Origin of the sequence: Streptomyces sp. NPDC057253 (genome assembly GCF_042669125.1) — a bacterium.
In the GTDB taxonomy this organism is placed as follows: domain Bacteria; phylum Actinomycetota; class Actinomycetes; order Streptomycetales; family Streptomycetaceae; genus Streptomyces.
Genome location: NZ_JBHUXV010000078.1, coordinates 1 through 24,144 on the forward strand (window position 1 = coordinate 1; position 24,144 = coordinate 24,144).

Here is a 24,144-nt window from a genome sequence, read left to right on the forward strand (position 1 = left end):
GCCCTAGACGGGCAGGCCACGGTCAGAACGATGCCTCCGGCGGGGGATCGGCCGGCACCGGGATGGAGGGAGCGCCGTACGCGGCCGCGGGTCCGAAGTGGCGTGCGCGGGGAGCTCCCATCCCGACCACCATCGACCCAGGCAAAGCCGAGCAGACGCGGCCCATGGCGTCCAGGTCGTTCGTACAGTGGCGCGCTCCACCTGGACGCCATGAACCACGCCTGCTCCACGGTGTGTGGGTCGACGGCGGACGGGACGGGAGCTGAGGTGAGTAGTGGTTGATGGGGCCGACATCAACCACTGGCGGTCAAAGGGAACCGTCGAAGTCGCCGACCGTATGCCAATCAGTACCACCCATGTTCGATGAGCAACCAGCGTCAAGCAATCGCTGTGCCAACTCTTGACGGCGTTGAGTTGAGTTGTTCATTCGAATTACGTGACGGCCGCCGATATCGCTAAATGGTCGCACTACACCCAATTCGACCAATACCGTTCGATCCTCATCTCGACCGATCGCCATACCCGCTTCGAATAGCACATTTGCCCTGGCTTGCCCCGTAGGCTTCGTCTCATGAGCAGGCTCATGCGCACTTTGATATTCCTCTTTGAGCCACGCATTGTCATCCGGCGTCATTAGCACCAGGACAGCCGCAGCCTGACGGAATGCAACGTCGAGAATTTCACCCACGTAGGGAGAGGACTTACCAGTGGCTGCGACAGCCTCGATCCACTCGACAGGACTCAACCCAATCGAGCGCAGGAAGGAGAACATCGCATCCCTCGCTTTGAGGTTCCGCCCGTGCACTACAAATACCCGTCGAGGGTCAGGCCGTTCCATCGCAGAGATCGAGACATCGATGCTTGCCGACCTAGTCACCTCAGCACCGGGTTCCGACGTGATGTAATCATCCGTTACATCCTTCCCGTACGCCGCAATGTAATAGTCGTCTGGAGTGAATGTGACAACCTGCGAGTTTCTGCGTTGCTCGCGCACAATCGGCAGAATTTTCGCCGCATCCTGCTCGGTTTCGTTGATCCGAATCCGTTCCAGGTTGTCCATCGCCACTGTTACGCCACCAATGACTATCGGGCGGCCCTCTCGGTAGGCCTTAGGAAGCGCTCTTCCAGCTCTCGCTTACTCAAGTCGAGGCGGACTTCGGTGTGCGACCTGTTGGACTTAGTAGTTACACGCACGTGGAAAGGCATACCGGCTCCGGACCGTGTTCAGAAAACTGCGCTTACGTGGGCTACATTTCTGAGGTCTTCCGCGTGATGGCAGTTAGACCAGGTTGACATCGGCTCAGGCTCACAGGTCACCGCGGTAGCCGCTCGCCTACGGAGGGAACCTCTAGAGAGCCTCCTTAGACGGAGTGATCGGCTCCCCCGACTTACGTACTACAGGCAAAACGCTCCACGGGAAGTTGATCCAGTCGTCCGTGCGCTTCCAGACGTACTCGCACTTCACCAGGGACTGGGTCTTCTCGTAGATGACCGCGGAGCGGACCTCGGCGACGGTGTCCAGGCAGAAGTCGCGGACCAGCTTGAGCGTCTTGCCGGTGTCGGCGACGTCGTCGGTGATCAGGACCTTCTTGGAGGAGAAGTCGATGGCGTTGGGGACGGGGGCGAGCATGACGGGCATGTCGAGGGTGGTCCCCACGCCGGTGTAGAACTCGACGTTCACCAGGTGGATGTTCTTGCAGTCCAGGGCGTACGCCAGCCCGCCCGCGACGAAGACGCCGCCGCGGGCGATGGACAGCACGACGTCGGGCTCGTAGCCGTCGTCGGCGATGGTCTGCGCGAGTTCGCGGACGGCGGTGCCGAAGGCCTCGTAGGTGAGGTTCTCCCGTGCGTCGGCGCTCATACCTGGGTCCGGTGGAAGTTGAGGAAGGAGCGGGAGGCGGTCGGACCGCGCTGGCCCTGGTAGCGGGAGCCGTAGCGCTCACTGCCGTAGGGGGACTCGGCCGGCGAGGAGAGCCGGAACATGCACAGCTGGCCGATCTTCATGCCGGGCCAGAGCTTGATGGGGAGGGTCGCGAGGTTCGACAGCTCCAGGGTGACGTGCCCGCTGAAACCGGGGTCGATGAACCCGGCGGTCGAGTGGGTGACGAGTCCGAGCCGCCCCAGCGAGCTCTTGCCCTCCAGGCGGGAGGCGAGGTCGTCCGGGAGGGTGATGACCTCGTACGTCGAGGCGAGGACGAACTCCCCGGGGTGCAGGATGAACGGCTCGTCGCCCTCCGGCTCCACGAGCCGCGTGAGGTCGCTCTGCTCGATGGAGGGGTCGATGTGCGGGTACCGGTGGTTCTCGAACACCCGGAAGTACCGGTCCAGCCGTACGTCGATGCTGGACGGCTGCACCATGGATTCGTCGTAGGGATCGATCCGCACGCGCCCGGCGTCGATCTCGGCCCGGATGTCCTTGTCTGAGAGAAGCACGCCCCGAGGATACGCAAGGCGCGCGGACCGACCACCATCGGACGGTCCGCGCGCCTGGTACCGATCTCTACCGCTTCTTCCTAGTGCTTCTCCAAGGCCACCGGAACGACGCTTCGAAGCCGGGCACAGCGCGGACAGCGAACGAGCCGTCCGGGGCCGAGGCGCTCGGCCTGCTGCATCGGGAACGAAGCGGTGCTGAACACGTGCCCATCGGCACAACGGACGACGGTGCGCTCCATCAAGTCCTAGAGTCCCTTCCCCAAGAGCCGCGTCGGGCTACTGCTCACCTGACGACAAAATGCCACATTACGGGATGCTCGGGACGGCCCTCCAGGCGGCACTCCGGTCCCGCCCGGACCCTCTTCCACACCTCCACCGTACGCCCCAACTCCGGTCCCCCGCAGCCCTGTCCCACCCCTGAAACGCACTCAGGCCCCACGGCTTCAGCGCCGGGGGCCTGGCATGAGGTAAGGTGACTTTGCGTTCGACACCGGTTCCGTCCGGCGTCTCACGCGGGTGTAGTTTAATGGTAGAACATCAGCTTCCCAAGCTGAGAGCGCGAGTTCGATTCTCGTCACCCGCTCCAGAGCGAAACCCCAGGTCAGTGGCCTGGGGTTTGTTTGTTGTCCAGTCCGATACGAGGGGCTCTGTGCGGGCGAGGGCCGTGCTCCGTCACAGCCCGGTGGCCAGCCAGACGGTCACCATCGCGGTGATGGCGAGCCCGACGTTGAGTGCGATCCGGCGGTCCTGGCCGGTCAGGTGGACGGCGATCGCACCGACCTGGAGGAGGACGAAGCCGCAGGCCGCGGCCGGCGCCAGCCGGGGCGCGATGCCCGTCAGCGGCGGCAGGATCAGACCGATCGCGCCGAGGATCTCCACCGTCCCCAGCGCCCTGAGGGCGGGCAAGGGTATGCGGTCGACCCAGGCCATCATCGGTCGAAGCTGATCGCGGCTGCGGATCGCCTTCAGCGTGCCCGCGTAGACGTAGAAGAGGGCGAGCAGTCCCGCGACGATCCAGTAGGCGATGTTCATCGTTCCCGTTTCCGTTCGTGGGTCATCGGTTCGCACACACCGTGGACTGCTTCAGGCGAGGCCGGCGACGGGTTCGGTCGCGTAGCGGCTCATCGCGTCGACAGTGGCCTGGGGCGTCAACCCGCCCGGTGCGGCCGCCGTCCTCCGGGACGCGCAGGTGCGTGGTGCCCAGGTGGCAGTTGCTTCCTCGGTCATGGTCACCAGTGCACCGGTGGAGGCCTGCCGGTGTCCAAGACCCATCCCGCAGCGCCGATACCCCGTGGGTATCGTTGCCGCGTGGAGCTACGGACCTTGCGCTATTTCGTGGCCGTCGCCGAGGAACTGCACTTCGGCCGGGCAGCCAGCCGACTGCACATGAGCCAGCCGCCGCTGAGCCGGGCGATCAAGAAGTTGGAGGCCGAGGCCGGGGCCCTGCTGTTCGCCCGCTCGCCCACCGGCGTCACGCTCACTCCGGTGGGCGCGGTGCTGCTCGACGAGGCGCGGGCCCTGATCGACCACGCCGACCGCGTCCGTGCACGCGTGAGCGCGGCGGCCGGTGCCGCGACCCTCACCGTCGGCATCCTTGGCGACGGCACCGACCCGGGAGTGGCCAGGCTGGCCGCCGCCTACCCCCGAACCCACCCCGGCATCGACATCCGCATCCGCGAGACCGATCTGACGGACCCGACGTGCGGGCTGCGCGCCGGACTGGTCGACGTCGCCCTGACCCGGGCCCCGTTCGACGAGACCGCCCTGACGGTGCGTGAGCTGCGCACCGATCCGGTGGGCGCGGTCCTGCGCGCCGACGATCCGCTGGCCCGCCGCGACCGGCTGCGGCTGTCCGAGCTGAGCGACCGCCGCTGGTTCCAGTTCCCGCAGGACACCGACCCCATCTGGCAGTCGTACTGGAACGGCAACACGCCGCGCGAGGGCCCAGTGGTGCGCGCCGTCCAGGAATGCCTTCACGCCGTGCTGTGGAGCGGCACGATCGGCCTGGCCCCGCTCGGGCACGAGCTGCCCCCGGAGTTGGCCGTGGTGCCGCTGATCGACATGGCGCCGAGCCGAGTGGTGGCGGTGTGGAACGAGGGTGACACCAACCCGTTGATCCGGTCCTTCATCGAGATCGCGACGGCCGCCTACCGTCACTGACCCCGCTCACCCGCCCTGCCTGTGGCGCGAGGAGAGGGAGCGGGTGGTGGCCGGCCCGTTCGGTGGGGTCGCCGTGGGGTCGCCGTGGGGTCGCGGGCAGAACAACTCTGTTCTCGACAACGCGACTTGGCATCGCCGCCATTGCATGCGATCGATGTCGTCACCGGCACTGAGCGACACGGGCATGCGCCGCGCATCACGTCTCGGGCCCTTCCGCCGGCCGACGGTACGTCGCCGTGGGCATCCGTCCCGCCTGCGATCACGCCCCTCGTCCCACCGCTCCAAAGGCGCTGATCAACCGGCAACTCGATCCTGAAATGGAATAGGTTTTCCGTTGACGGTTCCGGTACGCGCCGGACACGCCGGTGCAACATCCGGGCCGTTAGCTGCCGCAGCAACCGTCCGGCGCAGCGCCGGTAGGGGACGGGGACAGCAAGAAGGAGCAGGACATGACGGCCACGGACAGTGCTGACGCGGACAGATCAGCCGCCCCGCCCGGGTACTCCCCCCGTCTCTACAACGCGGACCTCGCCCCCGCCACCGAACGCAAGTGGGGCGCCTTCAGCATCTTCAACGTCTGGACCTCGGACGTGCACAGTCTGTACGGCTACTTCCTGGCCGCCAGCCTGTTCCTCGTCGCGGGCAACACCCTCAAGTTCCTCATCGGCATCGGTGTGGGCTCGGTGATCATCTACTGGCTGATGACTCTCATCGGCAAGGCGGGCGTCAAGACCGGCGTCCCCTATCCGGTCCTCGCCCGCGCCTCCTTCGGCACCTTCGGCGCCAATGTCCCGGCGCTCGTACGGGCCGTGGTCGCCACCTTCTGGTACGGCGCCCAGACCAGCGCCGCCGCCGGCGCCATCGTGGCCTTCCTCGTCCGCTACGACGGTCCCAAGCATCTGCACGAGACCACTCGGCTCTTCGACCACAGCGGCCTTGAGGTGCTGTGCTACCTCGGTGTGTGGGCCGCCCAGCTGCTCATCATCAGCAAGGGGATGGAAACGGTCCGCCGTTTCCAGGACTTCGCCGGCCCGGCGGTCTGGCTGATGATGCTGATCCTCGCGATCGCGCTGTCCGTGAAGGCCGGGACGCTGTCCTTCTCCGTCGACATGCCGAGCGGCGACCTGGCCGCACTCGCCAAGAGCGCCACCGGGCTCGACGTCAGCCCCGGCTCATTCGCCGCGATCGCGGCGATAGCCGCCACCTGGGTCACCTACTTCGCCGCCCTGTTCCTCAACTTCGGTGACTTCGCACGCTTCACCCCGGACGAGAAGGCCCTGAAGAAGGGCAACATCTGGGGCCTGCCCGTCAACCTGATCCTCTTCTCCCTGGTCGCCGCGATCACCACGGCCGCCGCCAGCAAGGTGTACGGCGAGGTCATCCTCGAACCGGCCAAGATCTCCGCCAAGTTCGACAGCGCGTTCCTCGTCCTGCTCGCCGCCCTGACCTTCGCCGTGGCGACCCTCGGCATCAACGTCGTCGCGAACTTCGTCAGTCCCGCCTTCGACTTCGCCAACGTGGCACCGAAGCACGTGACCTTCCGCAGGGGCGGCCTCATCGCCGCCGTCATCGCGCTCCTGCTCTACCCGCTCCACCCCTGGGACAACGCCCCCAGCTTCGTCAACGCCATCGGCTCGACGATGGGCCCCATCTTCGGTGTGATCGTCGTCGACTACTACCTCATCCGGAAGACCCAGCTGAACGTGCCCGCCCTGTACGAGGAGGACGGGGAGTTCCGCTTCCAGGGGGGCTGGAACGTACGGGCGTTCGCCGCCGGTGTGGTGGGCGCCGTCTTCTCCAGCATCCTCCCCGTCTACGGACCGTCCGAGTACGGGGCGACGCTGGGCCCGTACTCCTGGTTCATCGGAGTCGTCGTGGCCGGGGTGCTCTACTTCGCCTTCAGCGGGGGCAGGAGCCCGCTCACCGCGAGCACGGCGGCAACGGAAGCGCCGGAGGCGGCAGCCCCGGAGGCGGCAGAGGCCTAGGAGCCGGCTTCTTCCAACAGCCCGAGCAGGGCGCCTGACCTGGAGTGATGCCGGTCAGGCGCCCTTTTTCGTCCCGATCGAGGACAGGTGCGCCGGACCGGTGTGGACGGCAGGCCATGCGGCCGTACTCGGCGAGTCGGACGGCCCACGTCCTCAGTCGAGCACCAGAAGGCAGCGGGAATCGAAGCGGGACGGTCGGGAGGCAGTGGTCGGGAGGCGGCGCCAGCCCCAGGACAGCAGGGCACGGTAGGTGTCCGCGTCAGCGCGGTCGGCCAGGGTGACGCCGAGAGCGCCCGCGTGGTCGGCGAGCAGCCGCTTCTGGAGGCGCCGGGCGAGGTTCCAGTCGCGGCTCTGGTCCTGGGTGCGTACCCGGCGCTCGACCAGGATGTCCCCGATCGCGAAGAGCTTTCCCGACGGGGTGAGGCGGGACAGGACCTCCGGGAGGTACCCGTCGAGGCCCCGCCACCAGGTCCCGTCGCCGGACACCGGGAAGCCGTAGGCACAGGCCGAGATGACCTTCTCGCCCGCCGCGCCGACCTCCTCCGCCACGAGCAGCTCGAATCCCGGGCGCCGCACCAGACCCGCGAGCCGCTTCCGGAAGGCGGTGCCGCTGTCCTGGTTCGACGGGGCTCGGATCCCCGGGTCGCACGACGAGGTGCGAGAGAGCAGGGCGCCGAGCTCGCCCATTCGGTCCTCGACCTGGCGCCGGGTCAGCGGCCGGACGAACTCACCCTCCTGGGGCGGCGTTCCCAGGCGCCGCGGCCGGGCCTCCTCGTCGAGGGTCCAGTGGGGGCCGGGTGGCCCGGCACGGGTGATCTCCGGGTGGCCCGGTATGCGCGCGGTCATGGGACGGCCCTTGCTCCGGAACCGGACGGAGTCCGCCCCGGCGTCGTCGTTCGCCGAGAACGGCACAGGCTCCTGGGCCGGCACACGAGGAACCCTCGGTGCCTTCGAGCGTACGCCCGGGGTGGTGGCGAGCGGGGGCGGCTCCGACGGGGTCGGGGAACCGTCAGGCGTGCGACTCGGCGGACCATCGGACGACGGCACGGGGCCGTCTGGCGTCGCCGCTCCGACGTAACCGCCGAGGTCCCGTATCGGAGCGGGGGGTCGTCGGGAGGACCCGGAACGCCTGACGACGGCCCAGCGGGCGTACGGCCCGGACGCTCGTCGGACCGGGCGGCGCCCAGGTGGGGTTCCGTGATCTCCGGCAGAGCGACACGGTCCCGGCTCGTCCGGCGGCGCCTCCCTGCCCAGCTCACGCGTCGCCACGTGATCGATGCCTCGGCGACCGTGTCGCGGGCCTCCTCCGCTCGGGCGCGGTCGCGGTGAGGGTGGGGAGATGGTCTCCTGGAAGGAGCCGCAGGAGAACACGCTGATGCGTCGCAGCCGGAGTTCCGCTCTCGCCGTCGGCCGGTCGGTCGCCCCGACCGGAACGGGCGGTGGGTTGCTGCCCACGCGGGACATCGCGGTCGCCTGGTCGATCGTGGTCCTGATCGCCTTCCCCGCCTGGGTGCTGACGATCGGCCAGGCCCGGGACATGGGGGTCGAACCCGGCACGATGGGGATGGCGCTGCCCCTGTTCCTGCTGCTCTGGGTGACGATGATGGCGGCCATGATGCTGCCGTCCATGGCACCGGTGGCGATCACCTGGGTCCGGGGTATCGGCCGGCAGTCCTCCGGCTGGGCCCGGACCGCCCGTACCGTCGAGTTCGTCGCCGGATACCTGCTGGTGTGGACGGCGTTCGGGCTGCTCGCCTACGCGGCACTGGCCTTCACCGGCGATCTCGTGGACGAGCACCCCACGGCCGGTCGCTGGATCGGCTCGGCCGCCTTCCTGCTCGCGGGCCTGTACCAGCTGGGCCCGCTGAAGTCCGTCTGCCTACGGCACTGCCGTGATCCCCTGGGACACCTGGTCCGCTATTCCGGCTTCCGGGGACCTGCCCGCGACCTGCGGGTGGGCCTCCACCACGGCGCCTACTGCGTCGGCTGCTGCGCCGGGCTGATGGTCGTCCTCGTCCCGCTGGGCGTGATGAACGTGGCGGCGATGGCCGGGCTGGCCGTGGTGATCTTCATGGAGAAGCTGTGGTCCCGGGGCCCCCTGCTCGCCCGCGCCGTGGGTGTCGTGTTCCTCGTCCTGGCCGTGCTCGCGCCCTTCCAGGACTGGCTGCTGCCCGGGCTGCGGGACTCGATGCCGTCGATGGACGACATGTGACCCCAACTCGTGACCGGACGTGACCGGACACGACGAGACGCGACCAGACATGACCCGATGCTGATCCTTTCCGCGTGATTGGGTTTCCCCCAGGTGACGGGAGGTGCAAGCTGGAAGGGAGACCGTCTCCCGATCCCGGGACCGGGCTCGGCACACGCGGTCTCGCCACTCCGAGAGAGCCCCTGGGGGCTCGGCAGGAGGGAAGCGAGATGACAGAACAGGCCACGACAGAACAGGCCACCACGAGCTGGCATCTGGCCGGCGACTGGTTCGATGTGTGCAAGTGCGCCATCCCCTGCCCGTGCACCTTCGCCCAGCCCCCGACCTACGGCGACTGCGAAGGAATCCTGGTCTGGCACATCCGGGAGGGCAACTACGGCGACGTCCGGCTCGACGGCCTCAACGTCCTGATGGTCGGCGCCTTCACCGGCAACGTCTGGGCCGGCGAGCACAGCGACGCGTACGCAGCGGTCTTCCTGGACGAACGCGCCGACGAACAGCAGCGCGGTGCGCTCGGTGCCGTCTTCGGCGGTGAGGCGGGCGGCTGGCCGGCGCAGTTCGGGGCGATGCTGCACCCCGAGATGCGCGGAATGGACGTCGCGCCGATCCATGTGGAGATCGACGAGGACCTCGGCGGCTGGCGGGCCGAGATCCCCGGCCGGGTGATGGCGACCGCCGAAGCTCTCACCGGACCGACCACCCCCGACGGAGGGCGGGTTCAGGTCCACAACGCCCCGGGCGCCGAGGTCGGACCGGGCCAGGTCGCCACGTGGGGCCGGGCCACCGTAGACCGCGCGGACGCGTTCGGCTTCACCTGGGACCGGTCCGGCAAGTCGAGCAAGCACTTCCCCTTCGACTGGACCGGCCCCGACTGACCGACCATCTGCGGGACCCGCGCGGGACTTCTGGAGCAGGGGCCCGGGGAACAGGGGTGAGACGAAGGTGGCGTACGACGACGGGCTGGCGGAGCGGATCCGGGAGCGGCTCGGTGGTGACCCGGCCGTCACCGAGAGGCGGATGTTCGGCGGGGTGGCGTTCCTCTACGAGGGCAACATGGCCGTAGGCGTCACCGGTGACGACCTCATGGTCAGGGTCGGCCCCGAGGGGACCGACACGGCCCTGGGCCGACCGGGCACACGCGTCTTCGACATGACCGGCCGCCCGATGCGCGGCTGGGTGGTGGTCGACGGGACCGCGGTCGCGGAGGACGACACCCTCGACTCCTGGCTCGCCGAGGGCCGCACCTTCGCCGCGAGCCTGCCACCGAAGTAGGCCGCCGCGCCGGAGAACGGGGCCACAGGCACGACCGCCCCGAGGGCGCGCTCGGGGGCGAGAGCAGGCCCGCTCTTCTCCCGGTGGAGGCAGCGTCTCACCCGTCGGTGCGGATGAGATCTCCTACGGTCCATGCGCTGACGTCCTTGATCGCGACTCGGTACATGCCGCCCGTCTCCGGGATCCCGAGGGTGCCCTGGAGGATCCGGGCGAGGTGGAAGTGCAGATGTGTGGGCGCCTCGTCGTGACCGGGCCGGTCGCCTCGCGAACCGCGTGCGAAGACGTCCGAGAAGGCGCCGAGACGGTCGGAGTCCTTCAGGACCTCCGCCACCCGCTCCTTCCACACGGCCTCCGGTGCCAGCCGGCCGGTGATGACGGCGCCGCCGACGACCACGGTCAGCGACATCTGATTGCTTCGCTCGGACTCCACCGCGGCGGAGATGGCGACGAGCAGCTCATCAGGGTTCGACATGACAGCAGAGCTTATGCGGCCCACCGGCCCACCCGCAGGGCGGTCAGGGCAAGATTTTCCTCCTCCACCGGAAGAGTGAAATCTTCTCTTGGTGAAGTAGATTTTCGCTTCCTACGGGGGTACGCTTCTTCTCAGTTCGATCAGTGTTGGTTCAGAGAGGAACGGAGGAGCAGACGCCATCAGGATCGCCCGGCCCGAGAACACTCGGCCCGGGTACCGCAAGACCCCGGAATGGATGGTGGTCCCCGGTCAAGCAGCTGCGATCCCTCCGCACCCCCTCTGCCAGGCCGGGTAGCGGACACAGAAGGTCGGCCCCAGCAGTAGGGCCGACAGATGGTGTTCAATTTCCTTCGGGGCCCTGGTGCCGTACGGCATCAGGGCCCCTCGACGCGTTGCACAGCGAGGTGACATGACATCGGACAATCCTCTGAATGATCGTCTGGACGACGACGACTACCCCGCGTACTCGATGGGCCGTGCGGCCGAGATGCTCGGGGCCACTCCGGCGTTCCTCCGAGCCATCGGTGAGGCTCGGCTGATCACTCCGCTCCGCTCGGAGGGGGGACATCGCCGGTACTCCCGCTACCAACTGCGGATCGCCGCGCGCGCCCGGGAGCTCGTCGACAAGGGGACTCCGATCGAGGCCGCGTGCCGCATCGTCATCCTCGAGGACCAGCTCGAGGAAGCGCAGCGCATCAACGCCGAGTACCGTCGGGCCGCCGACGAGTCGGCGAGCCGTGCCGGCTCCAGTTCCGGCTCGGCTTCCGGTTCCGCCTGATCGTCGGCGCCCGCGCTCGGGTGGGCCGACTGCCTACCGCGGGTCCCGCTTCCTACCGCGGGTCGCGGTTGAACAGTGACGTGGACCAGGCGTAGCCGAGCACCGCCAGGCCGAGGCACCAACCGACGGCGATCCAGCCGTTGTTGCCGATCTCCGTGCCGAGGAGGAGTCCGCGCAGGGTCTCGATGGCCGGGGTGAAGGGCTGGTACTCGGCGATCGGCCGGAACCAGCCGGGCATCGCGTCGACCGGGACGAAGGCGCTGGACAGAAGGGGCAGGATCATCAGCGGCATGGCGTTGTTGCTGGCCGCCTCCGGGTTCGGGCCGGACAGGCCCATGCCGACCGCGATCCAGGTCAGGGCCAGGGCGACGAGGGCCAGCAGTCCGAGGGCCAGGATCCATTCCAGGACGGTGGCGTTCGTGGAGCGGAACCCGATCGCCGCGGCCACCGCGCCGACGAGCACCACGCTCATCACGCACTGGAGCACACTGCCGACGACATGCCCGACGAGCACCGAACCGCGGTGGATCGCCATCGCGCGAAAGCGGGCGATGATGCCCTCGGTCATGTCCATGGAGACGGACACCGCGGTGCCGATCGTGGTGCCGCCGATGGTCAGCATCAGGATGCCCGGGACCAGGTAGGCGAGGTACTCGGACCTGCCGCCACCGCCGTCTCCGAGGCCGGCGCTCATGGTGTCGCCGAAGATGTAGACGAAGAGCAGCAACAACATGACCGGCGTGAGCAGCAGGTTCAGCGTCATGGAGGGGTAGCGCCGGGCGTGCAGGAGGTTGCGCCGCAGCATCGTGGACGAGTCGCGCACGGCGAGGGAGAGGTGGCTCATCGGGCAGACTCCTTGGGCTGGTGCGGCTGGTCCGGCTGGTCCGGGCGGTCCGGCTCGTCGGTGCCGCTGGTCAGGGCGAAGAACACGTCGTCCAGGTCGGGGGTGTGCACGGTCAGCTCGTCCGCCTCGACTCCCGCCGCGTCCAACCAGTCGAGGATCGAGCGCAGTTCGCGCTGGCTGCCGTCGCTGGGGAGCTGGAGGGTGAGCGCCTCGTCGTCCCGGACGGCTTCGCCCAGCGCGGAGTCGGCGGCGCGGTAGGCGGCCGGGTCGGTGAAGCGGAGCCGGACATGACCGCCCGGGATGAGCCGCTTGAGCTCCGCGGCGCTGCCCTCGGCGACGATCCTGCCGTCGTGCAGCACGGCGATCCGGTCGGCGAGTTCGTCGGCCTCGTCCAGGTACTGGGTGGTGAGGAAGACGGTCGTACCGCCGGAGACCAGCTCGCGGATGATCTGCCACATGTTGTGGCGGGCGCGGGGGTCGAGGCCGGTGGTGGGTTCGTCGAGGAAGATGATCCGCGGCTGGCCGACCAGGGTCATGGCGATGTCGAGGCGGCGCTTCATGCCGCCGGAGTAGGTGGAGGCGGGTTTCTTCGCCGCGTCCGTGAGGTCGAAGCGCTCCAGCAGCTCGGCGGATACCCGCCGACCCTCGCTCCTGGAGAGGTGGTGCAGGTCGGCCATCAGGAGCATGTTCTCCTCGCCGGTGATCAGACCGTCCACGGCGGAGAACTGCCCGGTGACCCCGATCGCCGCCCGTACGGCCTGCGGGTGGGCGGCGAGGTCGTGCCCCGCGACCTGGGCCTGACCGCCGTCGGCGCCGATGAGCGTGGAGAGGATCTTCACGGCGGTGGTCTTGCCGGCACCGTTGGGTCCCAGCAGGGCGAACACCGATCCGGCCGGGATGCGCAGATCGATGCCGTCGAGGACGGTCCTGTCGCCGTACGACTTGCGCAGACCGATGGCGGAGACGGCCACCGGGGAGTCGTCCGGACTGGACGTGGGCATGACAGATATGGGTGTGGCCGATGAAGGCATGAGGCCCTCCCGTTCGAAGGCTGAGGTGTCTGGGGGCGAGGAGACGCGGCAGGGCCGGGGGCGGGCGGTCAGGGGGCGGCCGGCCAGGGGGCGGGCGGCCAGGGGGCGGGCGCTCAGGCCTTGGCGCGGAAGACGTCGATGTTGCCCCAGTTGGTCCGGGCGCGGACCTTGACCGTGTCCTCGGTCTGCTCCGGGGCCTCGGAGGCGGTGAGGGTGTTGCGAACCAGCCCGCGGTGGGAGCTGACGTCGAGCCAGGCCGCGGTGCCTTCCCGGATCCCGATTTCGATGGGGCCGTTGGAGGTCTCCAACTGGACCTCGCCACGGGTGACTTGGGCGACCCGGAGGACACCGTTGGTGGCGGTCGCGGTGACCGACGCCTCGGCGCGCGCGATGTCGATGGCGCCGTTGGCACCGCTCACGCGCAGGTCGCCGAGGACCGCGCCGACGTTCGTGTTGCCGTTGGAGTTCTTCAGTACGGCGGGACCGTCGACCGTGCCGACGCGCAGATTGCCGGAGCTGGTGGTGATCTCGGCCTTGCCCTCGATCCGGTCGACGACGACCGAGCCGTGGGAGGCGGTCAGCTCGACCGGGCCGGTGGTGTCGAGGCGGACGTCACCGACGGAGGTCTTCACCCGGACCTCGCCGAGCCGCCCCTCGCCGAGCACCTGGGCCCAGGCGCCGGTCACCTCCACCCGTGACCCGGTGGGCAGTTCGACCGTCACGTCGGCGACGCCGGAGGGTCCGATCATGCGGCGCTCCTTCGTCCTGACGGCCAGGACACCGCCGGCGAAGGTGACCTCGGTCTGCTCGGCGGCCCGTACGTCCTTGTCCCGCTCCGGGTCGCGGGGACGCACCTCGACGACGGTGTCGGGGCGGTCGCCCGCGGTGAGCCGGAGGGAGCCGGCGGCCACGTGGGCGGTGACCGAGATGGGGCCGGGGGTGTCGAAAGAAGGCATGGCTGTCCCGTCCTCTTGAGTCCTGGGAGCGTCCCTGCTGGTGGGACGTGGTGTGGGTGAAATGCCTGTGCGGTGAAATGCCTGTGCCGTGAAATGCCTGTGCGGTGAGGTGCCTTGGCGGTGACGTGCCTTTGTGTGGCGGGCCGGGGCGGCTAGCGCACCCAGCCCGTGAAGCTCTGTCCGACGCTCTGGGCCCTGCCCGGGGTACGCGGCCTGGTTCCGTCGTCCACCGCGGCGGACACGGCTCGCACCAGCCACGCGTTGACCGACAGGCCCTCGCGGGTCGCCGCCTCCTCGGCGCGGGCCTTGAGGTGGGCGGGCAGACGGAGGTTGACACGGGCGGTGCCGCCCTCGTCCGCGTCAGGGGCCGGGGCGCCGGCCTGTTCGGCGGGGGCAACCGGCTCCACCGGAGCGGCGCCCTCGGTGGGCGGCAGGGTCACCACGAAATCCGGGTCGAGTCCGCGCAGTCGTACGTCGACCGAGCCGGGGGCGAGTTCGCGGGTGATCTCGTCCATCGCCGCGGAGAGCACGTGGAGCATGACCAGGCGGGTCGCCGACTCCAGGGGAGCGGTCAGCCTCTCGGCCAGCTCACGGGCTTCGTCGCCTCCGGCTTCGGCAGCCACCGCGAGTTCGCGGCGGAGGTTGTCGACATACGGGGTGAGGTCCATGCCGCCATGATGGCACCATTTTGGCGCCACATGCAACCCTTGATGGTGCCACGCATGGACGAGGGGACATCGGAGGGGGTCTCACCTGCGAAAATCGCAGGTGCACCTGACGGCGCCAGACAAACACCGGATGGCACCACGTGGTGCCATGTGGTGCCATCCGGTGCCATGTGGCGCGGGGGCCACTCGGTTGGTGCGTTACCTGCGCGGGCGATGGATGCCCGCCCGCTTCGCCTTCTCGATTCGCTCCGGTCCGGCGTTCGCCCGGTCCTCCTCCCTCTCCCTCCAGTCCCTGGGCTGGAGGGCGAGGAGTTCGCCGCCGCCCGGCACGATCATCGCGCCGCCGAAGGGTTCGTCGCCGGCGAACCAGACGCCGTCGGTGATGCCGACGGGCCAACGACCGCGCCCCAGGGCGTCCTTCGCGCGAAGCGTGAAGGGGGTGCCCTTCTGGTCTCCGAGGCGGAGGTAGAGCGTGTGGGTGGATTCCATGCCGATCTTCTCGACCGGGGTGCGGAATTCGAGCGGGTAGGTCCGGAAGACCTTCGAGCACTGTCGGGTCATGCTGACGCGGCCGGCGAGCAGGAACAGCGTCCACACCATGCCGAACATTCCGACAATGGCCACCGGCAGCAAGTAGTCGATGTGGAACACGAACAGCTGGACCCACAACAGCAGGAACACCGGGAAGAACTTGAGGAAGTTCTTCAGCGCGACGACGTAGTGGTAGCGCAGCGCGCCCCGGAAGTCCGTTCCGTCGGTCGCGTACGGCGCGGGCGGGGTGTCCGACTCCAGTCCGTCCTTCCACCGTTCTGGCACTGTCATCCGAACGGGCTCCTTTCGTCTGTCCCTGGGTCCACATCCGAGGACGGACCGGACCCGGTGGCCACCTCGCCCGGTGCGGCCGGGTCGTCGAACGTCACCGTACGGGCGACGCCGAGCAGCACGCCGCGGTAGTCGTCGGCCAGCTCCACCGCCGGGGTGACCAGCTGCACGGTGACGATCGACGAGGTCCGGGCGACCGGGATGGCCACCGTGCCCTGCCAGACGGTCCCCTGCGCGGGTTCGTCCTGCCCGTCGGGCGGAGCGGTGGGCGCGAGCGTGGTCCGTTCCGTCTCCAGCAGGTACCCGGTGCCCGCGGGCAGCTCCACGGGCACGATGCCGTTGTCCGGGCCGGTGCCCAGCATCCGGAGCAGTACGGCGGCGGGATTCGCCCCCGAGGTCGCGACGGTCGAGACCGTGAGGACCGACAGCGAGGCACCGCCGTGTTCGTCCGGGTGCATGCCGAGCGCGCACCCCATGACCTGCTGTCTCCGCAACATCGTCAGGACGACGGCGTACAGGCGGAACACCTGGTCGGCGCGGTCCCGCAAGCCCTCGGGAAGTGCGCTGAGCTGCCGGGCCGCCTCCTGGATGCCCTCGGGCGACGGATGGAGGTCCAGCTGGAGGTACCCGTAGGGCAGCCCGTACCAGAATTCAGGCTTCGGTTCGGTCTCCACGGCGGCAACGAAACCGTTCACAGCCTGATCCCCGCCATCAGTTGTCCGATGTCCTCGGCGATGACCTTCACCCCGCCGACCAGACCGGTCGAGGCAGCGGCGCCCTTCGTGACCTCGGACGCGTCGTGTCCGGGACCGTTCTTCGGAAGCACACCCAGGTTTTCCAGGGACGACGCCATGTTCGCCGCCACGTTGACACCGTTGACGGCGTAGTCGAGCGCTCCCGTCATGGGGTCGGTGGCCACGTCGAGAGCCTTGAAGTTGAACGCGGGCACGATCTCCTTGCCGAACGTGCCCAGCTTCGATCCCAGTGACATGGCCTCGCCACCTTCTCTGGCGACCGCCGCCGCGAGTCCCGCCTCGCTGCCGGCCCTGGCGAGGGCACCGACACCGGGCACCATGCCGAGGCCGTCACCGACCATGGAGGCCCAGGCGAACGCGCCTTCCTTCAAGCCGTAATCGCCTGCCAACGCGTCTCTGAAGTCCTCGCTCGCCAGGTTCTTCGCCATGGACACCCCGCTCGCCACGACCGCGATCCCCGCGAAGACCGGTGCCAGCGGCGTGGGCAGCAGGGCCAGCAGGCCCGCGATCGCTCCGATCGTCCCCGCGTGCTCCACGAGGAACTCTCCGACCGCCTTGAGGCCCTCGCCGATCGCGCTGAGGGCCTTGTCGAACCAGCCCGGCTCCTTGGGGGCCAGCTTGTCGTCGGCCTCGTCGAGGCTGCGGGCGACGGCCTCGGCCGCGTCGGTGTGGGTGCCCTCCAGCTCCTTCGCCTTGGAGATGACGTCGTTGTAGGCGGCGTTGGCGTTGTTGAGGTGGGTGGTGGCCTCGTTCAGCTCGCGCTCGGCGGTGCGCAGACGTGCCGTCGCGGCATCGGCCTCCGCCTGGCTGGGGTACTCCTTGCCGGCGAGCTTGAGGTCCGGGTTCTCCTTGGCCTGGTCGTAGCGGGTCCGGGCCTTGTCCGCGTCAGCCTTGTTCTCGCGCGCGACGTCGTCGTACTTCTTGGCGAGGTCGCGGTGGGAGGTCAGTTCGCCTTCCCATGTGCTCAACGCGGCGGCGGCCTTGTCGAGCGACTGCCCGGCGTTCCTCATGGCGGTCTTGAGGTCGCCGTCCAGGGTGTCCCGGAACGCGCTCGCCGCGTCTCCCTGCCAGCCGGAGCTCGCGCTGAGCAGGTACTCGATCTGGCGGTGGCAGTTGGTGAGGGTGTCCGCCGCGGACTTCACCTTGCGGTGGAGGGACGTGACCTGCTCGGGGACGCCGGGGACCGGGTTCCAGCCGAGGCTCGGGTACGGATTGTCGGCCACGGATCACTTGCCCCCGGTATTCGCGGCGTTCGTCTCTTCCATCTTCTTGAGGGCCTTGGAGAGGTTGTCCTCGAACTGCCGGTAGCTCAGAGCGGTCTTCTCCACGCCCTCGTCCACCGCTTTGATCATGTCCTTCAGCTGACCGGTTCCGTACTTCCACCGGTTCTGGAAGGTGTCGCACGCCTCGTCCAGGCGCGGAGTCCCGATCTGGTCGGCGCCGACCGCGGAGAGCGCTGCGCGCGCTTCCTCCAGATCCGTGACGGACTGCTTCAATACCCGGCCGAACGAGTTCAATTGACTCAGGTCGACCTTGAATTCATCCGCCATACGGCGGCCCCCTTTCTCGACTACGAGCGAGGCGCCACAGACCGTACGGCAAACAGAACAGTTGTCCCCCGGAGCTGTCGGCGCCCGCCCAGACTAAAGGATGAGCAAAGAGGCGTTGCCATCGCTACCTTGCGAACCGACAGCTCCGGGACGACTACTTGGCCAACTGGGCGTACAGCCCCGTCAGGTCGCCCGCGAGGCCCGCCTTGACCTGCCGCGAGATGTCGTCGGCGAGGACCTCGTACGCGCCGGTCTCGATGCCGTCGAGGGCGAGTGCGGCGATGTCGCGGGGGTCGGACTTGGGGGCGTCGATGTTCGTGGTCAGGTCGGTGTCGACGTAGCCGACGTGCAGGCCGGTCACCGCGATGCCGCGCGGCTTCAACTCCAGACGCAGGGAGTTGGTCTGCGACCACAGGGCGGCCTTGGAGGCGCTGTAGGAGCCGGCGAGGGCGACCCAGGAGAGCACCGAGTGCACGTTGAGGAGGTGGCCGCCGCCGTTGCGCTCGATGACCGGCACGAAGGCCCTGGCGACGAGGAGGGGGCCGTAGAAGTTGGTCTCGAACTCCCGGCGTACGTCGTCCACGGGGGAGTCGAGGAAGGACGCGCCCACGGAGGCGCCGGCGTTGTTGATGAGCACGGTGACGTCATCGGCCTGGGCGGCGGCCGCGGCGACGGATGCCGGGTCGGTGACCTCCAGTGCCACCGGTATGGCGTCGGGGTGGGTGACGGTGCGCGGATCGCGGGCGGTGGCGTAGACCTTGCCGGCCCCGCGCGCGTACAGCTCCTCCACGAGGGCCTTGCCGATGCCACGGCTGCCGCCGGTGACGAAGACGTTGGCGCCCTTGAGAGCGGTCATGACTACCTCCACAGAATCGGAAACCGATCGGTTTCCCGAATCGTAAACCGATCGGTTTCCTCACGCAAGCCCGATTGGGAGGATGGGGCGGGGAGCGGCCGGGGGCCGGGAGCCGGGGGCCGGGGGCCGGGGGTCAACGCTCACTGGGGGTGACGTGATGCCGGGCGAGGATGTGCGTGCCGCCGCTCGCGGCACCTGGGCGCGGGGCAGCGGGAGTGCCGGGCTGTGGGCAGGGGGCAGGCAGCACTCGCCGGGGGACCTGCCGCCGGGCGGGGACGCGCGTGACGCCATGCGCGGGGGCTGCGGCCGGGGCGGGGCAGTGGCAGGCACCTGCCTACGGGGCGGTGGCGGGCACCTGGCCGCAGACAGCAGGAGGAAGGGTTGCGGGCCGACGGCGGATACCCGGCCGCGGGCCGTGGCGGGCACCCGGCCGCGGGCCGACGGGAGTACCGGGTTGCGGGCCGACGGGAGTACCGGGTTGCGGACGGAGGGGATATCCGACGGCGGACCGGTGGAAGCACACCGCCGCGGACCCGCGTGAGTGCTCCGCCGCGCGCGATCAACAGCGGCGCGCTGTCGGCCCGGTGCGCCTCACATCGCGGGCGTCGCCGGCGAACAGCCGCACCCTCGGGCGACAGCAACCGCGACAAAGCAACGCAGCTGCAGATCCCCTACAACCCCACCCCCGCCCGTCCCGTCACCCCCTCAACAGACGCAACCGGGGGTGACGTTACTGAAAAGAAGTGTGCGCAACGAGTGCAGAAATGGGGCGGGAGATGATAGGAAAAACCGCTCAGTCTTCACGTTTTGTCCCGCGCCTGTGACCACTCCGGGAGCGATCACCGGAGGAGGTCCCGGTTTGTTCGGGTTTCCCGCTCGCGCCCGCCGTGGCCACCACCGCGACCGGCGCCGCGCCCGTCCGACCGTCCTCGCGGCTCTCACCGGCGCCGCCCTGATCGCCGCCACGATCAGCCTGCTGACTCCGTCGGCGCAGGCCGACCAGACCACCCAGGGCGTCGACAACCTGCGCACCAACTGGGACCGGAGTCAGGCCGGCCTCTCCCCCGCGGTCGTCCAGTCCTCCGCCTTCGGACAGCTCTTCGCCACCAAACTGGACGGGCAGATATACGCCCAGCCCCTGGTGCTCGGCGACCAGGTGATCGCGGTCACCGAGAGCAACACCTTGTACGGCCTCGACCGCACCACCGGCGCCATCCAGTGGAGCAAGAACTACGGACCGGCCTGGCCGGCCTCGGCGATCGGCTGCGGAGACCTGGTGCCCAACGTGGGCGCGACCGCCACGCCGGTCTACGACCCGGACACCAACTCGCTCTACTTCACCACCAAGTTCGACGACGGCACCACCACGCACCGCCACCCGAAGTGGCTGATGCACGCGGTGGACCCGGCCTCCGGCGCCGAGCGCGCGGGATGGCCGGTCACCATCGCGGGAAGCCCCGTCAACGACCCCGGGAACACCTTCGACGCCTTCTACCAACAGCAGCGCCCCGGCCTGCTGCTGATGGACGGCGTCGTCTACGCCGGCTTCGGCGGCCACTGCGACGCCTGGCCGTACCGCGGCTATGTCGTCGGCGTGAGCACCACCGCACACAGCATCACCTCGATGTGGGCCTCGGTGACCGGTGCCAGCACCGGCGGCGCCGGCATCTGGCAGTCCGGCGGCGGACTGGTCTCCGACGGCTCCGGCCGGATCTTCTTCAGCACCGGCAACGGCATCAGCCCGGCGCCCGGACCGGGCAAGACCGTCCAGGGCACCCTCGCCGAGTCCGTCGTACGCCTCCAGGTGGGCGCGGACGGCAACCTCAGCACCGCCGACTTCTTCAGCCCCAGCGACGCCGCGACCCTGGACCTGACCGACCAGGACATCTCCTCGGGCGCCCCGATGGCGCTGCCGGACGGCTTCGGCACCGCCGAGCACCCGCATCTGCTGGTCCAGCAGGGCAAGGACGGCCGGGTGTTCCTGCTCGACCGCGACGACCTCGGCGGCATGGGCCAGGGCCCCCAGGGCGGCGACGCCGCGGTGAACGTGTCCGGCCCCTACCAGGGCATGTGGGGACACCCCGCGTTCTGGGGCGGCGACGGCGGCTATGTCTACGTCGTCGGCAACCAGGGCCCGCTGCGCGCCCTCAAGTACGGCGTCCGCAACGGCGGTACGCCCGCGCTCACCCTCACCGGGCAGAGCCAGGACACCTTCGGCTACACCAGCGGCTCCCCGCTGGTCACCTCCGACGGCGACGACGAGTCCAGCGCCCTGGTGTGGATGACCTCCGCGAGCAACGCCTCCGGAGCCGACGGCACCCTGCGCGCCTACAGCCCCACCCCCGACGGCAACGGCCTGCTCCAGCTGCTGTGGTCCGCCCCCATCGGCACGGCGACGAAGTTCAGCACGCCGACCGCGGCCCACGGCAAGGTGTACGTCGGCACCCGCGACGGTGTCCTCTACGGCTTCGGCAGCCCCGCCAGGACCGCCCTGACCGCGTCCGCGCTGGACTTCGGTCAGGTCGGTGTCGGCGGCAACCGCTCGGCCACGATGACGCTGACGGCCACCCAGGACGTCAGCGTGACCGGGCTCAAGGGCTCCGGCGCGTTCTCGGCCGCCCCGTCCACGGTGCCCACCCCCGAGCGACCCGTCGCTCTCGCGAAGGACGCCACCCTGGACGTGCCGATCACGTTCGCCCCGACCACCACGGGCGGCATCAACGGCACCCTGACCGCCAACCTCTCGGACGGCCAGAAACTGGTCTTCGCGCTCCACGGCGTCGGCACCCGGCCAGGATTCGGGGCCGCACCCGGCGCGCTGGACTTCGGAGAGGTGCCCACCGGCAGCACCTCGACACTGAACCTCCAGGTCACCAACACCGGTACCGCGCCGGAGACCATCGACTCGATCTCCGCACCCGGCGGCGCCTTCACCGCCTCGGGGCTGCCGAGCGCGGGCACGGTCGTCCCGGCCGGCGGCTCGTTCGTGCTCTCGGTGACCTACGCCCCGAAGAGCGACCAGGACGACAACGCCTCGCTCGTGCTCAGCAGCAGCGGCGGCGGTGCCCCGCACACGCTCAGCGTGCCGGTCACCGCGACGGCCGTCACGGGACAGGGTCACCTGGAGTTCTCCACCGCCTCGCTGGACTTCGGGCAGGTCCCGATCGGCAGCTCGAAGTCACTGTCGTTCACCCTCACCAACACCGGCAACATCCCGGTGACGGTGACCAAGGCCAAGGCGCCCACCGGTGACTTCAACAGCCCGGTGCAGCTGTCGGAGGGCCTGGTCATCGGCCCCGAGCAGACCGCCGTGCAGACCGTGACGTTCACCCCGCGATCGGCGGCGGCCCTGAGCGCCTCCTACGAGGTCACCGGCACCGGGACCGACGCGAACGGCAATGCCCAGGGCGCCATGTACGTGCCGATCAAGGGCACCGGAACCGGCACCGTCACGAGCACCTCGATCGCCGACGGACAGTGGCAGACCAACGGCTCGGCGGTGCCCGCCGACGGCGGCGGCGTCCAGCTGACCCCGGCCACCCTCAACCAGGCGGGCACGGCGGTCTACGGCAAGCCGCTGCGCACCGACGGCCTGCGGGCCACCTTCACCGCGAAGTTCGGTCCCGGCAAGGGCGGCAAGGGCATGACGCTCTCACTGCTCGACCCGGCCCAGAACTCCGCCTCGGCACTCGGCGCGAGCGGCGACGGCCTCGGCATCGCGGGGCGGCCGGGCACCGTGATCGCGTTCGCCACCGGCTGGAACAACACGCTCCAGGCGCAGAACTTCGTGGCGGTAGGCCGCAGTTCGGCCGACTCGTCGGTGCTCGCCTACCAGCCGCTGGTCAAGCTCGGCACCTCCCTGCGTCAGGGCACGCACCAGATCGACGTCCAGATCTCCGCCGGTCATGTGTACGTCCGGATCGACGGGACGCAGGTGCTCGACGCGACGGTGACGCTGCCGTCCAGCGCGCTCCTCGCCTTCTCCGGCGGCACCGCCGAGAGCCCCGATCTGCAGACGATCAGCGGGCCGGTCATCAGCGAGGCGCCGGTGCCTCCGGCGGCGACCTCGCTCCAGCTCATCGCGCCGGCCACGGCGGTCCCGGGCCGCTCCCTGACCGTCACCGGCACTCTGACCTCGACGGCGGCGCTCGCCGCGGGCCAGGTGGTCAAGGTGACGCGTGACGGCACCGCGCTGCCCGGGGTGACGACGGCGGCGGACGGCTCCTTCACGTTCACCGACACCCCGTCCACGGAGGGCACGTTCACCTACGCGGCGAGCTACGCCGGCGACGCCACCCACGCGTCGGCGAGCTCGTCGGGGCTCGTCCAGGTCGCCAAGCTGCCCACCACGGTCACCCTGTCGGCGCCGGCCACGGCCACCCGCGCCCAGGCGCTGACCGTGACCGGCCGGCTCTCCGGCTCGCCCTTCGCCTCCGGCACGGTCGTCAAGGTGACGAAGACCGACCTCGCCAACCCGAACGGGGTAGCGCTCGCCGACGCCAAGGTCGCCACCGACGGGTCGTTCAGCTTCAAGGACACCCCGCAGATCGGCGGCGCGAACACCTACAAGGTGTCCTTCGGCGGTGACGTCTCCCACAAGGGCGCCGACCGCACGGCCACCGTCCAGGTGTCCCGGGCCGCGACGTCCCTGACGGTCGCCACCGACCACGGGACGTACAAGTACGGCCAGAGCGCCAAGGTCACCGCGCACCTCGGCACCACGTACAACAGCCGTACGGTGGCGATCTACGCCCAGCCGTACAGCGGCAGCAAGGTCCTGGTGAAGTCCGCCAAGGTGGACTCCAACGGCAACCTGACGGCGTCGTACAAGCTCACCCGCAACACCACCTTCAGCGCGGTGTTCACGGGCGACTACCGGTACGCCCCGAAGACCGTCGCCCGTGCGGTGCACACCTACGCGGGGGTCTCCGAGAAGCTGTCCGGCTACTACACGAGCACGACCATCGGCAGCACCGTCTACCGGGTGTACCACCGCACCGCCACGGAGCAGCTCGACGTCACCGTCTCGCCGAACAAGGCCGGGCAGTGCGTCAAGTTCCGGGTGCAGCGGTACTACAGCGGTGCCTGGCACACGCAGAGCACCTCGGCCTGCGCGGCCCTCAGCTCCAGCAGCACGGGGCGCCAGAAGATGTCCCTCACCAACGGGCTGAACAACAGGTACCGGGTGGCCGCGCAGTACGTGGCCAGCAGCCGGGACAACACCAACCTCAGCACCTGGGGCGCCTGGCAGTACTTCACCGTCAGGCGGTGAGCACGGCGGGCACGAGCGGCGGGGTCGTCTGGCGGGCCGGGGGCGGCAAGGTGACCACGCCCGCCGTGGAGTAGACGA

The 24,144-nt window shown here is 69.4% G+C and carries 23 protein-coding genes and 1 tRNA gene; 8 read left to right on the forward strand and 16 right to left on the reverse strand.

The window, feature by feature from the left end; translation table 11 throughout:
• Nucleotides 1–307: 307 nt before the first annotated feature.
• From ACFULQ_RS32860 to dcd, 3 genes are all read right to left on the reverse strand, one after another.
• Complete coding sequence (locus ACFULQ_RS32860) at nt 308–1,060, reverse strand: TIR domain-containing protein (protein ID WP_383551088.1); 753 nt, start codon at nt 1,058–1,060, stop codon at nt 308–310.
• A gap of 288 nt (nt 1,061–1,348) precedes the next feature.
• A complete protein-coding gene (locus ACFULQ_RS32865) occupies nt 1,349–1,861 on the reverse strand; it encodes a phosphoribosyltransferase (RefSeq protein ID WP_383551003.1) in 513 nt (170 codons plus the stop codon).
• Nucleotides 1,858–2,433, reverse strand: a complete 576-nt coding sequence (gene dcd / locus ACFULQ_RS32870; RefSeq protein WP_383551005.1) for a dCTP deaminase — start codon at nt 2,431–2,433, stop codon at nt 1,858–1,860. Before dcd ends, ACFULQ_RS32865 begins: the two co-directional genes overlap by 4 nt.
• A 512-nt stretch (nt 2,434–2,945) precedes the next feature.
• Here dcd and ACFULQ_RS32875 point away from each other — a divergent pair.
• A tRNA-Gly gene (locus ACFULQ_RS32875) sits at nt 2,946–3,019 on the forward strand.
• A gap of 86 nt (nt 3,020–3,105) precedes the next feature.
• Here the strand turns inward: ACFULQ_RS32875 and ACFULQ_RS32880 are convergent.
• Together ACFULQ_RS32880 and ACFULQ_RS32885 are read right to left on the reverse strand one after the other, a co-directional pair.
• Nucleotides 3,106–3,465 carry a DoxX family protein gene (locus tag ACFULQ_RS32880; protein ID WP_383551007.1) on the reverse strand — a complete coding sequence of 120 codons (360 nt, stop codon included), beginning with the start codon at nt 3,463–3,465 and terminating at the stop codon, nt 3,106–3,108.
• A 51-nt stretch (nt 3,466–3,516) separates the two neighbouring features.
• Complete coding sequence (locus tag ACFULQ_RS32885; protein ID WP_383551009.1) at nt 3,517–3,660, reverse strand: hypothetical protein; 144 nt, start codon at nt 3,658–3,660, stop codon at nt 3,517–3,519.
• Between the two features lie 81 nt (nt 3,661–3,741).
• Between ACFULQ_RS32885 and ACFULQ_RS32890 the strand changes: the two genes are divergently transcribed.
• Together ACFULQ_RS32890 and ACFULQ_RS32895 are read left to right on the forward strand one after the other, a co-directional pair.
• A complete protein-coding gene (locus ACFULQ_RS32890; RefSeq protein WP_383551011.1) occupies nt 3,742–4,593 on the forward strand; it encodes a LysR family transcriptional regulator in 852 nt (283 codons plus the stop codon).
• A 449-nt stretch (nt 4,594–5,042) separates the two neighbouring features.
• Entirely contained in the window at nt 5,043–6,578 is a 1,536-nt protein-coding gene (locus ACFULQ_RS32895) for an NCS1 family nucleobase:cation symporter-1 (protein ID WP_383551013.1), read from the forward strand.
• Between the two features lie 153 nt (nt 6,579–6,731).
• Here the strand turns inward: ACFULQ_RS32895 and ACFULQ_RS32900 are convergent, their stop codons facing one another.
• Entirely contained in the window at nt 6,732–7,424 is a 693-nt protein-coding gene (locus ACFULQ_RS32900; protein ID WP_383551015.1) for a hypothetical protein, read from the reverse strand.
• 493 nt (nt 7,425–7,917) lie between these two features.
• On the opposite strand from ACFULQ_RS32900, the gene ACFULQ_RS32905 reads away from it, so the two are divergent.
• The 3 genes from ACFULQ_RS32905 to ACFULQ_RS32915 all read left to right on the forward strand — a co-directional run bounded on the left by ACFULQ_RS32905 (nt 7,918) and on the right by ACFULQ_RS32915 (nt 10,062).
• A complete protein-coding gene (locus ACFULQ_RS32905) occupies nt 7,918–8,790 on the forward strand; it encodes a DUF2182 domain-containing protein (protein WP_383551017.1) in 873 nt (290 codons plus the stop codon).
• A gap of 209 nt (nt 8,791–8,999) precedes the next feature.
• A complete protein-coding gene (locus ACFULQ_RS32910; protein WP_383551019.1) occupies nt 9,000–9,665 on the forward strand; it encodes a DUF1326 domain-containing protein in 666 nt (221 codons plus the stop codon).
• 67 nt (nt 9,666–9,732) lie between these two features.
• Nucleotides 9,733–10,062, forward strand: coding sequence for a TfoX/Sxy family protein (locus tag ACFULQ_RS32915; protein ID WP_383551021.1), 330 nt, complete (start codon nt 9,733–9,735; stop codon nt 10,060–10,062).
• Nucleotides 10,063–10,159: 97 nt separating this feature from the next.
• Here the strand turns inward: ACFULQ_RS32915 and ACFULQ_RS32920 are convergent, their stop codons facing one another.
• Nucleotides 10,160–10,534 carry a hypothetical protein gene (locus tag ACFULQ_RS32920; protein ID WP_383551023.1) on the reverse strand — a complete coding sequence of 125 codons (375 nt, stop codon included), beginning with the start codon at nt 10,532–10,534 and terminating at the stop codon, nt 10,160–10,162.
• Between the two features lie 409 nt (nt 10,535–10,943).
• On the opposite strand from ACFULQ_RS32920, the gene ACFULQ_RS32925 reads away from it, so the two are divergent.
• Nucleotides 10,944–11,312, forward strand: coding sequence for a MerR family transcriptional regulator (locus tag ACFULQ_RS32925; protein WP_383551025.1), 369 nt, complete (start codon nt 10,944–10,946; stop codon nt 11,310–11,312).
• Nucleotides 11,313–11,364: 52 nt separating this feature from the next.
• On the opposite strand, the gene ACFULQ_RS32930 is transcribed toward ACFULQ_RS32925, so the two are convergent.
• The 9 genes from ACFULQ_RS32930 to ACFULQ_RS32970 all read right to left on the reverse strand — a co-directional run bounded on the left by ACFULQ_RS32930 (nt 11,365) and on the right by ACFULQ_RS32970 (nt 18,794).
• Nucleotides 11,365–12,156, reverse strand: a complete 792-nt coding sequence (locus ACFULQ_RS32930) for an ABC transporter permease (protein ID WP_383551027.1) — start codon at nt 12,154–12,156, stop codon at nt 11,365–11,367.
• On the reverse strand, nt 12,153–13,157 hold the full coding sequence (locus ACFULQ_RS32935; protein WP_383551029.1) for an ATP-binding cassette domain-containing protein: 1,005 nt from the start codon (nt 13,155–13,157) through the stop codon (nt 12,153–12,155). The genes ACFULQ_RS32930 and ACFULQ_RS32935 overlap by 4 nt, the downstream gene beginning before the upstream one ends.
• 143 nt (nt 13,158–13,300) lie before the next feature.
• Complete coding sequence (locus ACFULQ_RS32940; protein ID WP_383551031.1) at nt 13,301–14,143, reverse strand: DUF4097 domain-containing protein; 843 nt, start codon at nt 14,141–14,143, stop codon at nt 13,301–13,303.
• Nucleotides 14,144–14,295: 152 nt separating this feature from the next.
• Nucleotides 14,296–14,811 carry a toxin-antitoxin system HicB family antitoxin gene (locus tag ACFULQ_RS32945; RefSeq protein ID WP_383551033.1) on the reverse strand — a complete coding sequence of 172 codons (516 nt, stop codon included), beginning with the start codon at nt 14,809–14,811 and terminating at the stop codon, nt 14,296–14,298.
• A 198-nt stretch (nt 14,812–15,009) separates the two neighbouring features.
• Nucleotides 15,010–15,633: a hypothetical protein gene (locus ACFULQ_RS32950; protein WP_383551035.1), complete on the reverse strand. Its 624-nt coding sequence runs from the start codon at nt 15,631–15,633 to the stop codon at nt 15,010–15,012.
• Nucleotides 15,630–16,328 (reverse strand): hypothetical protein, encoded by a 699-nt coding sequence (locus tag ACFULQ_RS32955; protein WP_383551037.1) that lies wholly within the window; start codon nt 16,326–16,328, stop codon nt 15,630–15,632. Before ACFULQ_RS32955 ends, ACFULQ_RS32950 begins: the two co-directional genes overlap by 4 nt.
• A complete protein-coding gene (locus ACFULQ_RS32960; RefSeq protein ID WP_383551039.1) occupies nt 16,325–17,611 on the reverse strand; it encodes a putative T7SS-secreted protein in 1,287 nt (428 codons plus the stop codon). The genes ACFULQ_RS32955 and ACFULQ_RS32960 overlap by 4 nt, the downstream gene beginning before the upstream one ends.
• A 3-nt stretch (nt 17,612–17,614) precedes the next feature.
• Nucleotides 17,615–17,938, reverse strand: coding sequence for a hypothetical protein (locus ACFULQ_RS32965; RefSeq protein WP_383551041.1), 324 nt, complete (start codon nt 17,936–17,938; stop codon nt 17,615–17,617).
• A 154-nt stretch (nt 17,939–18,092) separates the two neighbouring features.
• On the reverse strand, nt 18,093–18,794 hold the full coding sequence (locus ACFULQ_RS32970; protein ID WP_383551042.1) for an SDR family oxidoreductase: 702 nt from the start codon (nt 18,792–18,794) through the stop codon (nt 18,093–18,095).
• Between the two features lie 859 nt (nt 18,795–19,653).
• On the opposite strand from ACFULQ_RS32970, the gene ACFULQ_RS32975 reads away from it, so the two are divergent.
• Nucleotides 19,654–24,066 carry a choice-of-anchor D domain-containing protein gene (locus ACFULQ_RS32975; RefSeq protein WP_383551044.1) on the forward strand — a complete coding sequence of 1,471 codons (4,413 nt, stop codon included), beginning with the start codon at nt 19,654–19,656 and terminating at the stop codon, nt 24,064–24,066.
• The last annotated feature ends 78 nt before the right edge of the window (nt 24,067–24,144 follow it).

Coding starts and splice junctions, on each gene's coding strand:
- ACFULQ_RS32970 (WP_383551042.1), bottom strand. CDS start 18,794: ATGACCGCTCTCAAGGGCGCCAACGTCTTCGTCACCGGCGGCAGCCGT.
- ACFULQ_RS32865 (WP_383551003.1), bottom strand. CDS start 1,861: ATGAGCGCCGACGCACGGGAGAACCTCACCTACGAGGCCTTCGGCACC.
- ACFULQ_RS32910 (WP_383551019.1), top strand. CDS start 9,000: ATGACAGAACAGGCCACGACAGAACAGGCCACCACGAGCTGGCATCTG.
- ACFULQ_RS32945 (WP_383551033.1), bottom strand. CDS start 14,811: ATGGACCTCACCCCGTATGTCGACAACCTCCGCCGCGAACTCGCGGTG.
- ACFULQ_RS32965 (WP_383551041.1), bottom strand. CDS start 17,938: ATGGCGGATGAATTCAAGGTCGACCTGAGTCAATTGAACTCGTTCGGC.
- ACFULQ_RS32920 (WP_383551023.1), bottom strand. CDS start 10,534: ATGTCGAACCCTGATGAGCTGCTCGTCGCCATCTCCGCCGCGGTGGAG.
- ACFULQ_RS32905 (WP_383551017.1), top strand. CDS start 7,918: ATGGTCTCCTGGAAGGAGCCGCAGGAGAACACGCTGATGCGTCGCAGC.
- ACFULQ_RS32950 (WP_383551035.1), bottom strand. CDS start 15,633: ATGACAGTGCCAGAACGGTGGAAGGACGGACTGGAGTCGGACACCCCG.
- ACFULQ_RS32900 (WP_383551015.1), bottom strand. CDS start 7,424: ATGACCGCGCGCATACCGGGCCACCCGGAGATCACCCGTGCCGGGCCA.
- ACFULQ_RS32895 (WP_383551013.1), top strand. CDS start 5,043: ATGACGGCCACGGACAGTGCTGACGCGGACAGATCAGCCGCCCCGCCC.
- ACFULQ_RS32935 (WP_383551029.1), bottom strand. CDS start 13,157: ATGCCCACGTCCAGTCCGGACGACTCCCCGGTGGCCGTCTCCGCCATC.
- ACFULQ_RS32860 (WP_383551088.1), bottom strand. CDS start 1,060: ATGGACAACCTGGAACGGATTCGGATCAACGAAACCGAGCAGGATGCG.
- ACFULQ_RS32930 (WP_383551027.1), bottom strand. CDS start 12,156: ATGAGCCACCTCTCCCTCGCCGTGCGCGACTCGTCCACGATGCTGCGG.
- ACFULQ_RS32880 (WP_383551007.1), bottom strand. CDS start 3,465: ATGAACATCGCCTACTGGATCGTCGCGGGACTGCTCGCCCTCTTCTAC.
- ACFULQ_RS32885 (WP_383551009.1), bottom strand. CDS start 3,660: ATGACCGAGGAAGCAACTGCCACCTGGGCACCACGCACCTGCGCGTCC.
- ACFULQ_RS32940 (WP_383551031.1), bottom strand. CDS start 14,143: ATGCCTTCTTTCGACACCCCCGGCCCCATCTCGGTCACCGCCCACGTG.
- ACFULQ_RS32925 (WP_383551025.1), top strand. CDS start 10,944: ATGACATCGGACAATCCTCTGAATGATCGTCTGGACGACGACGACTAC.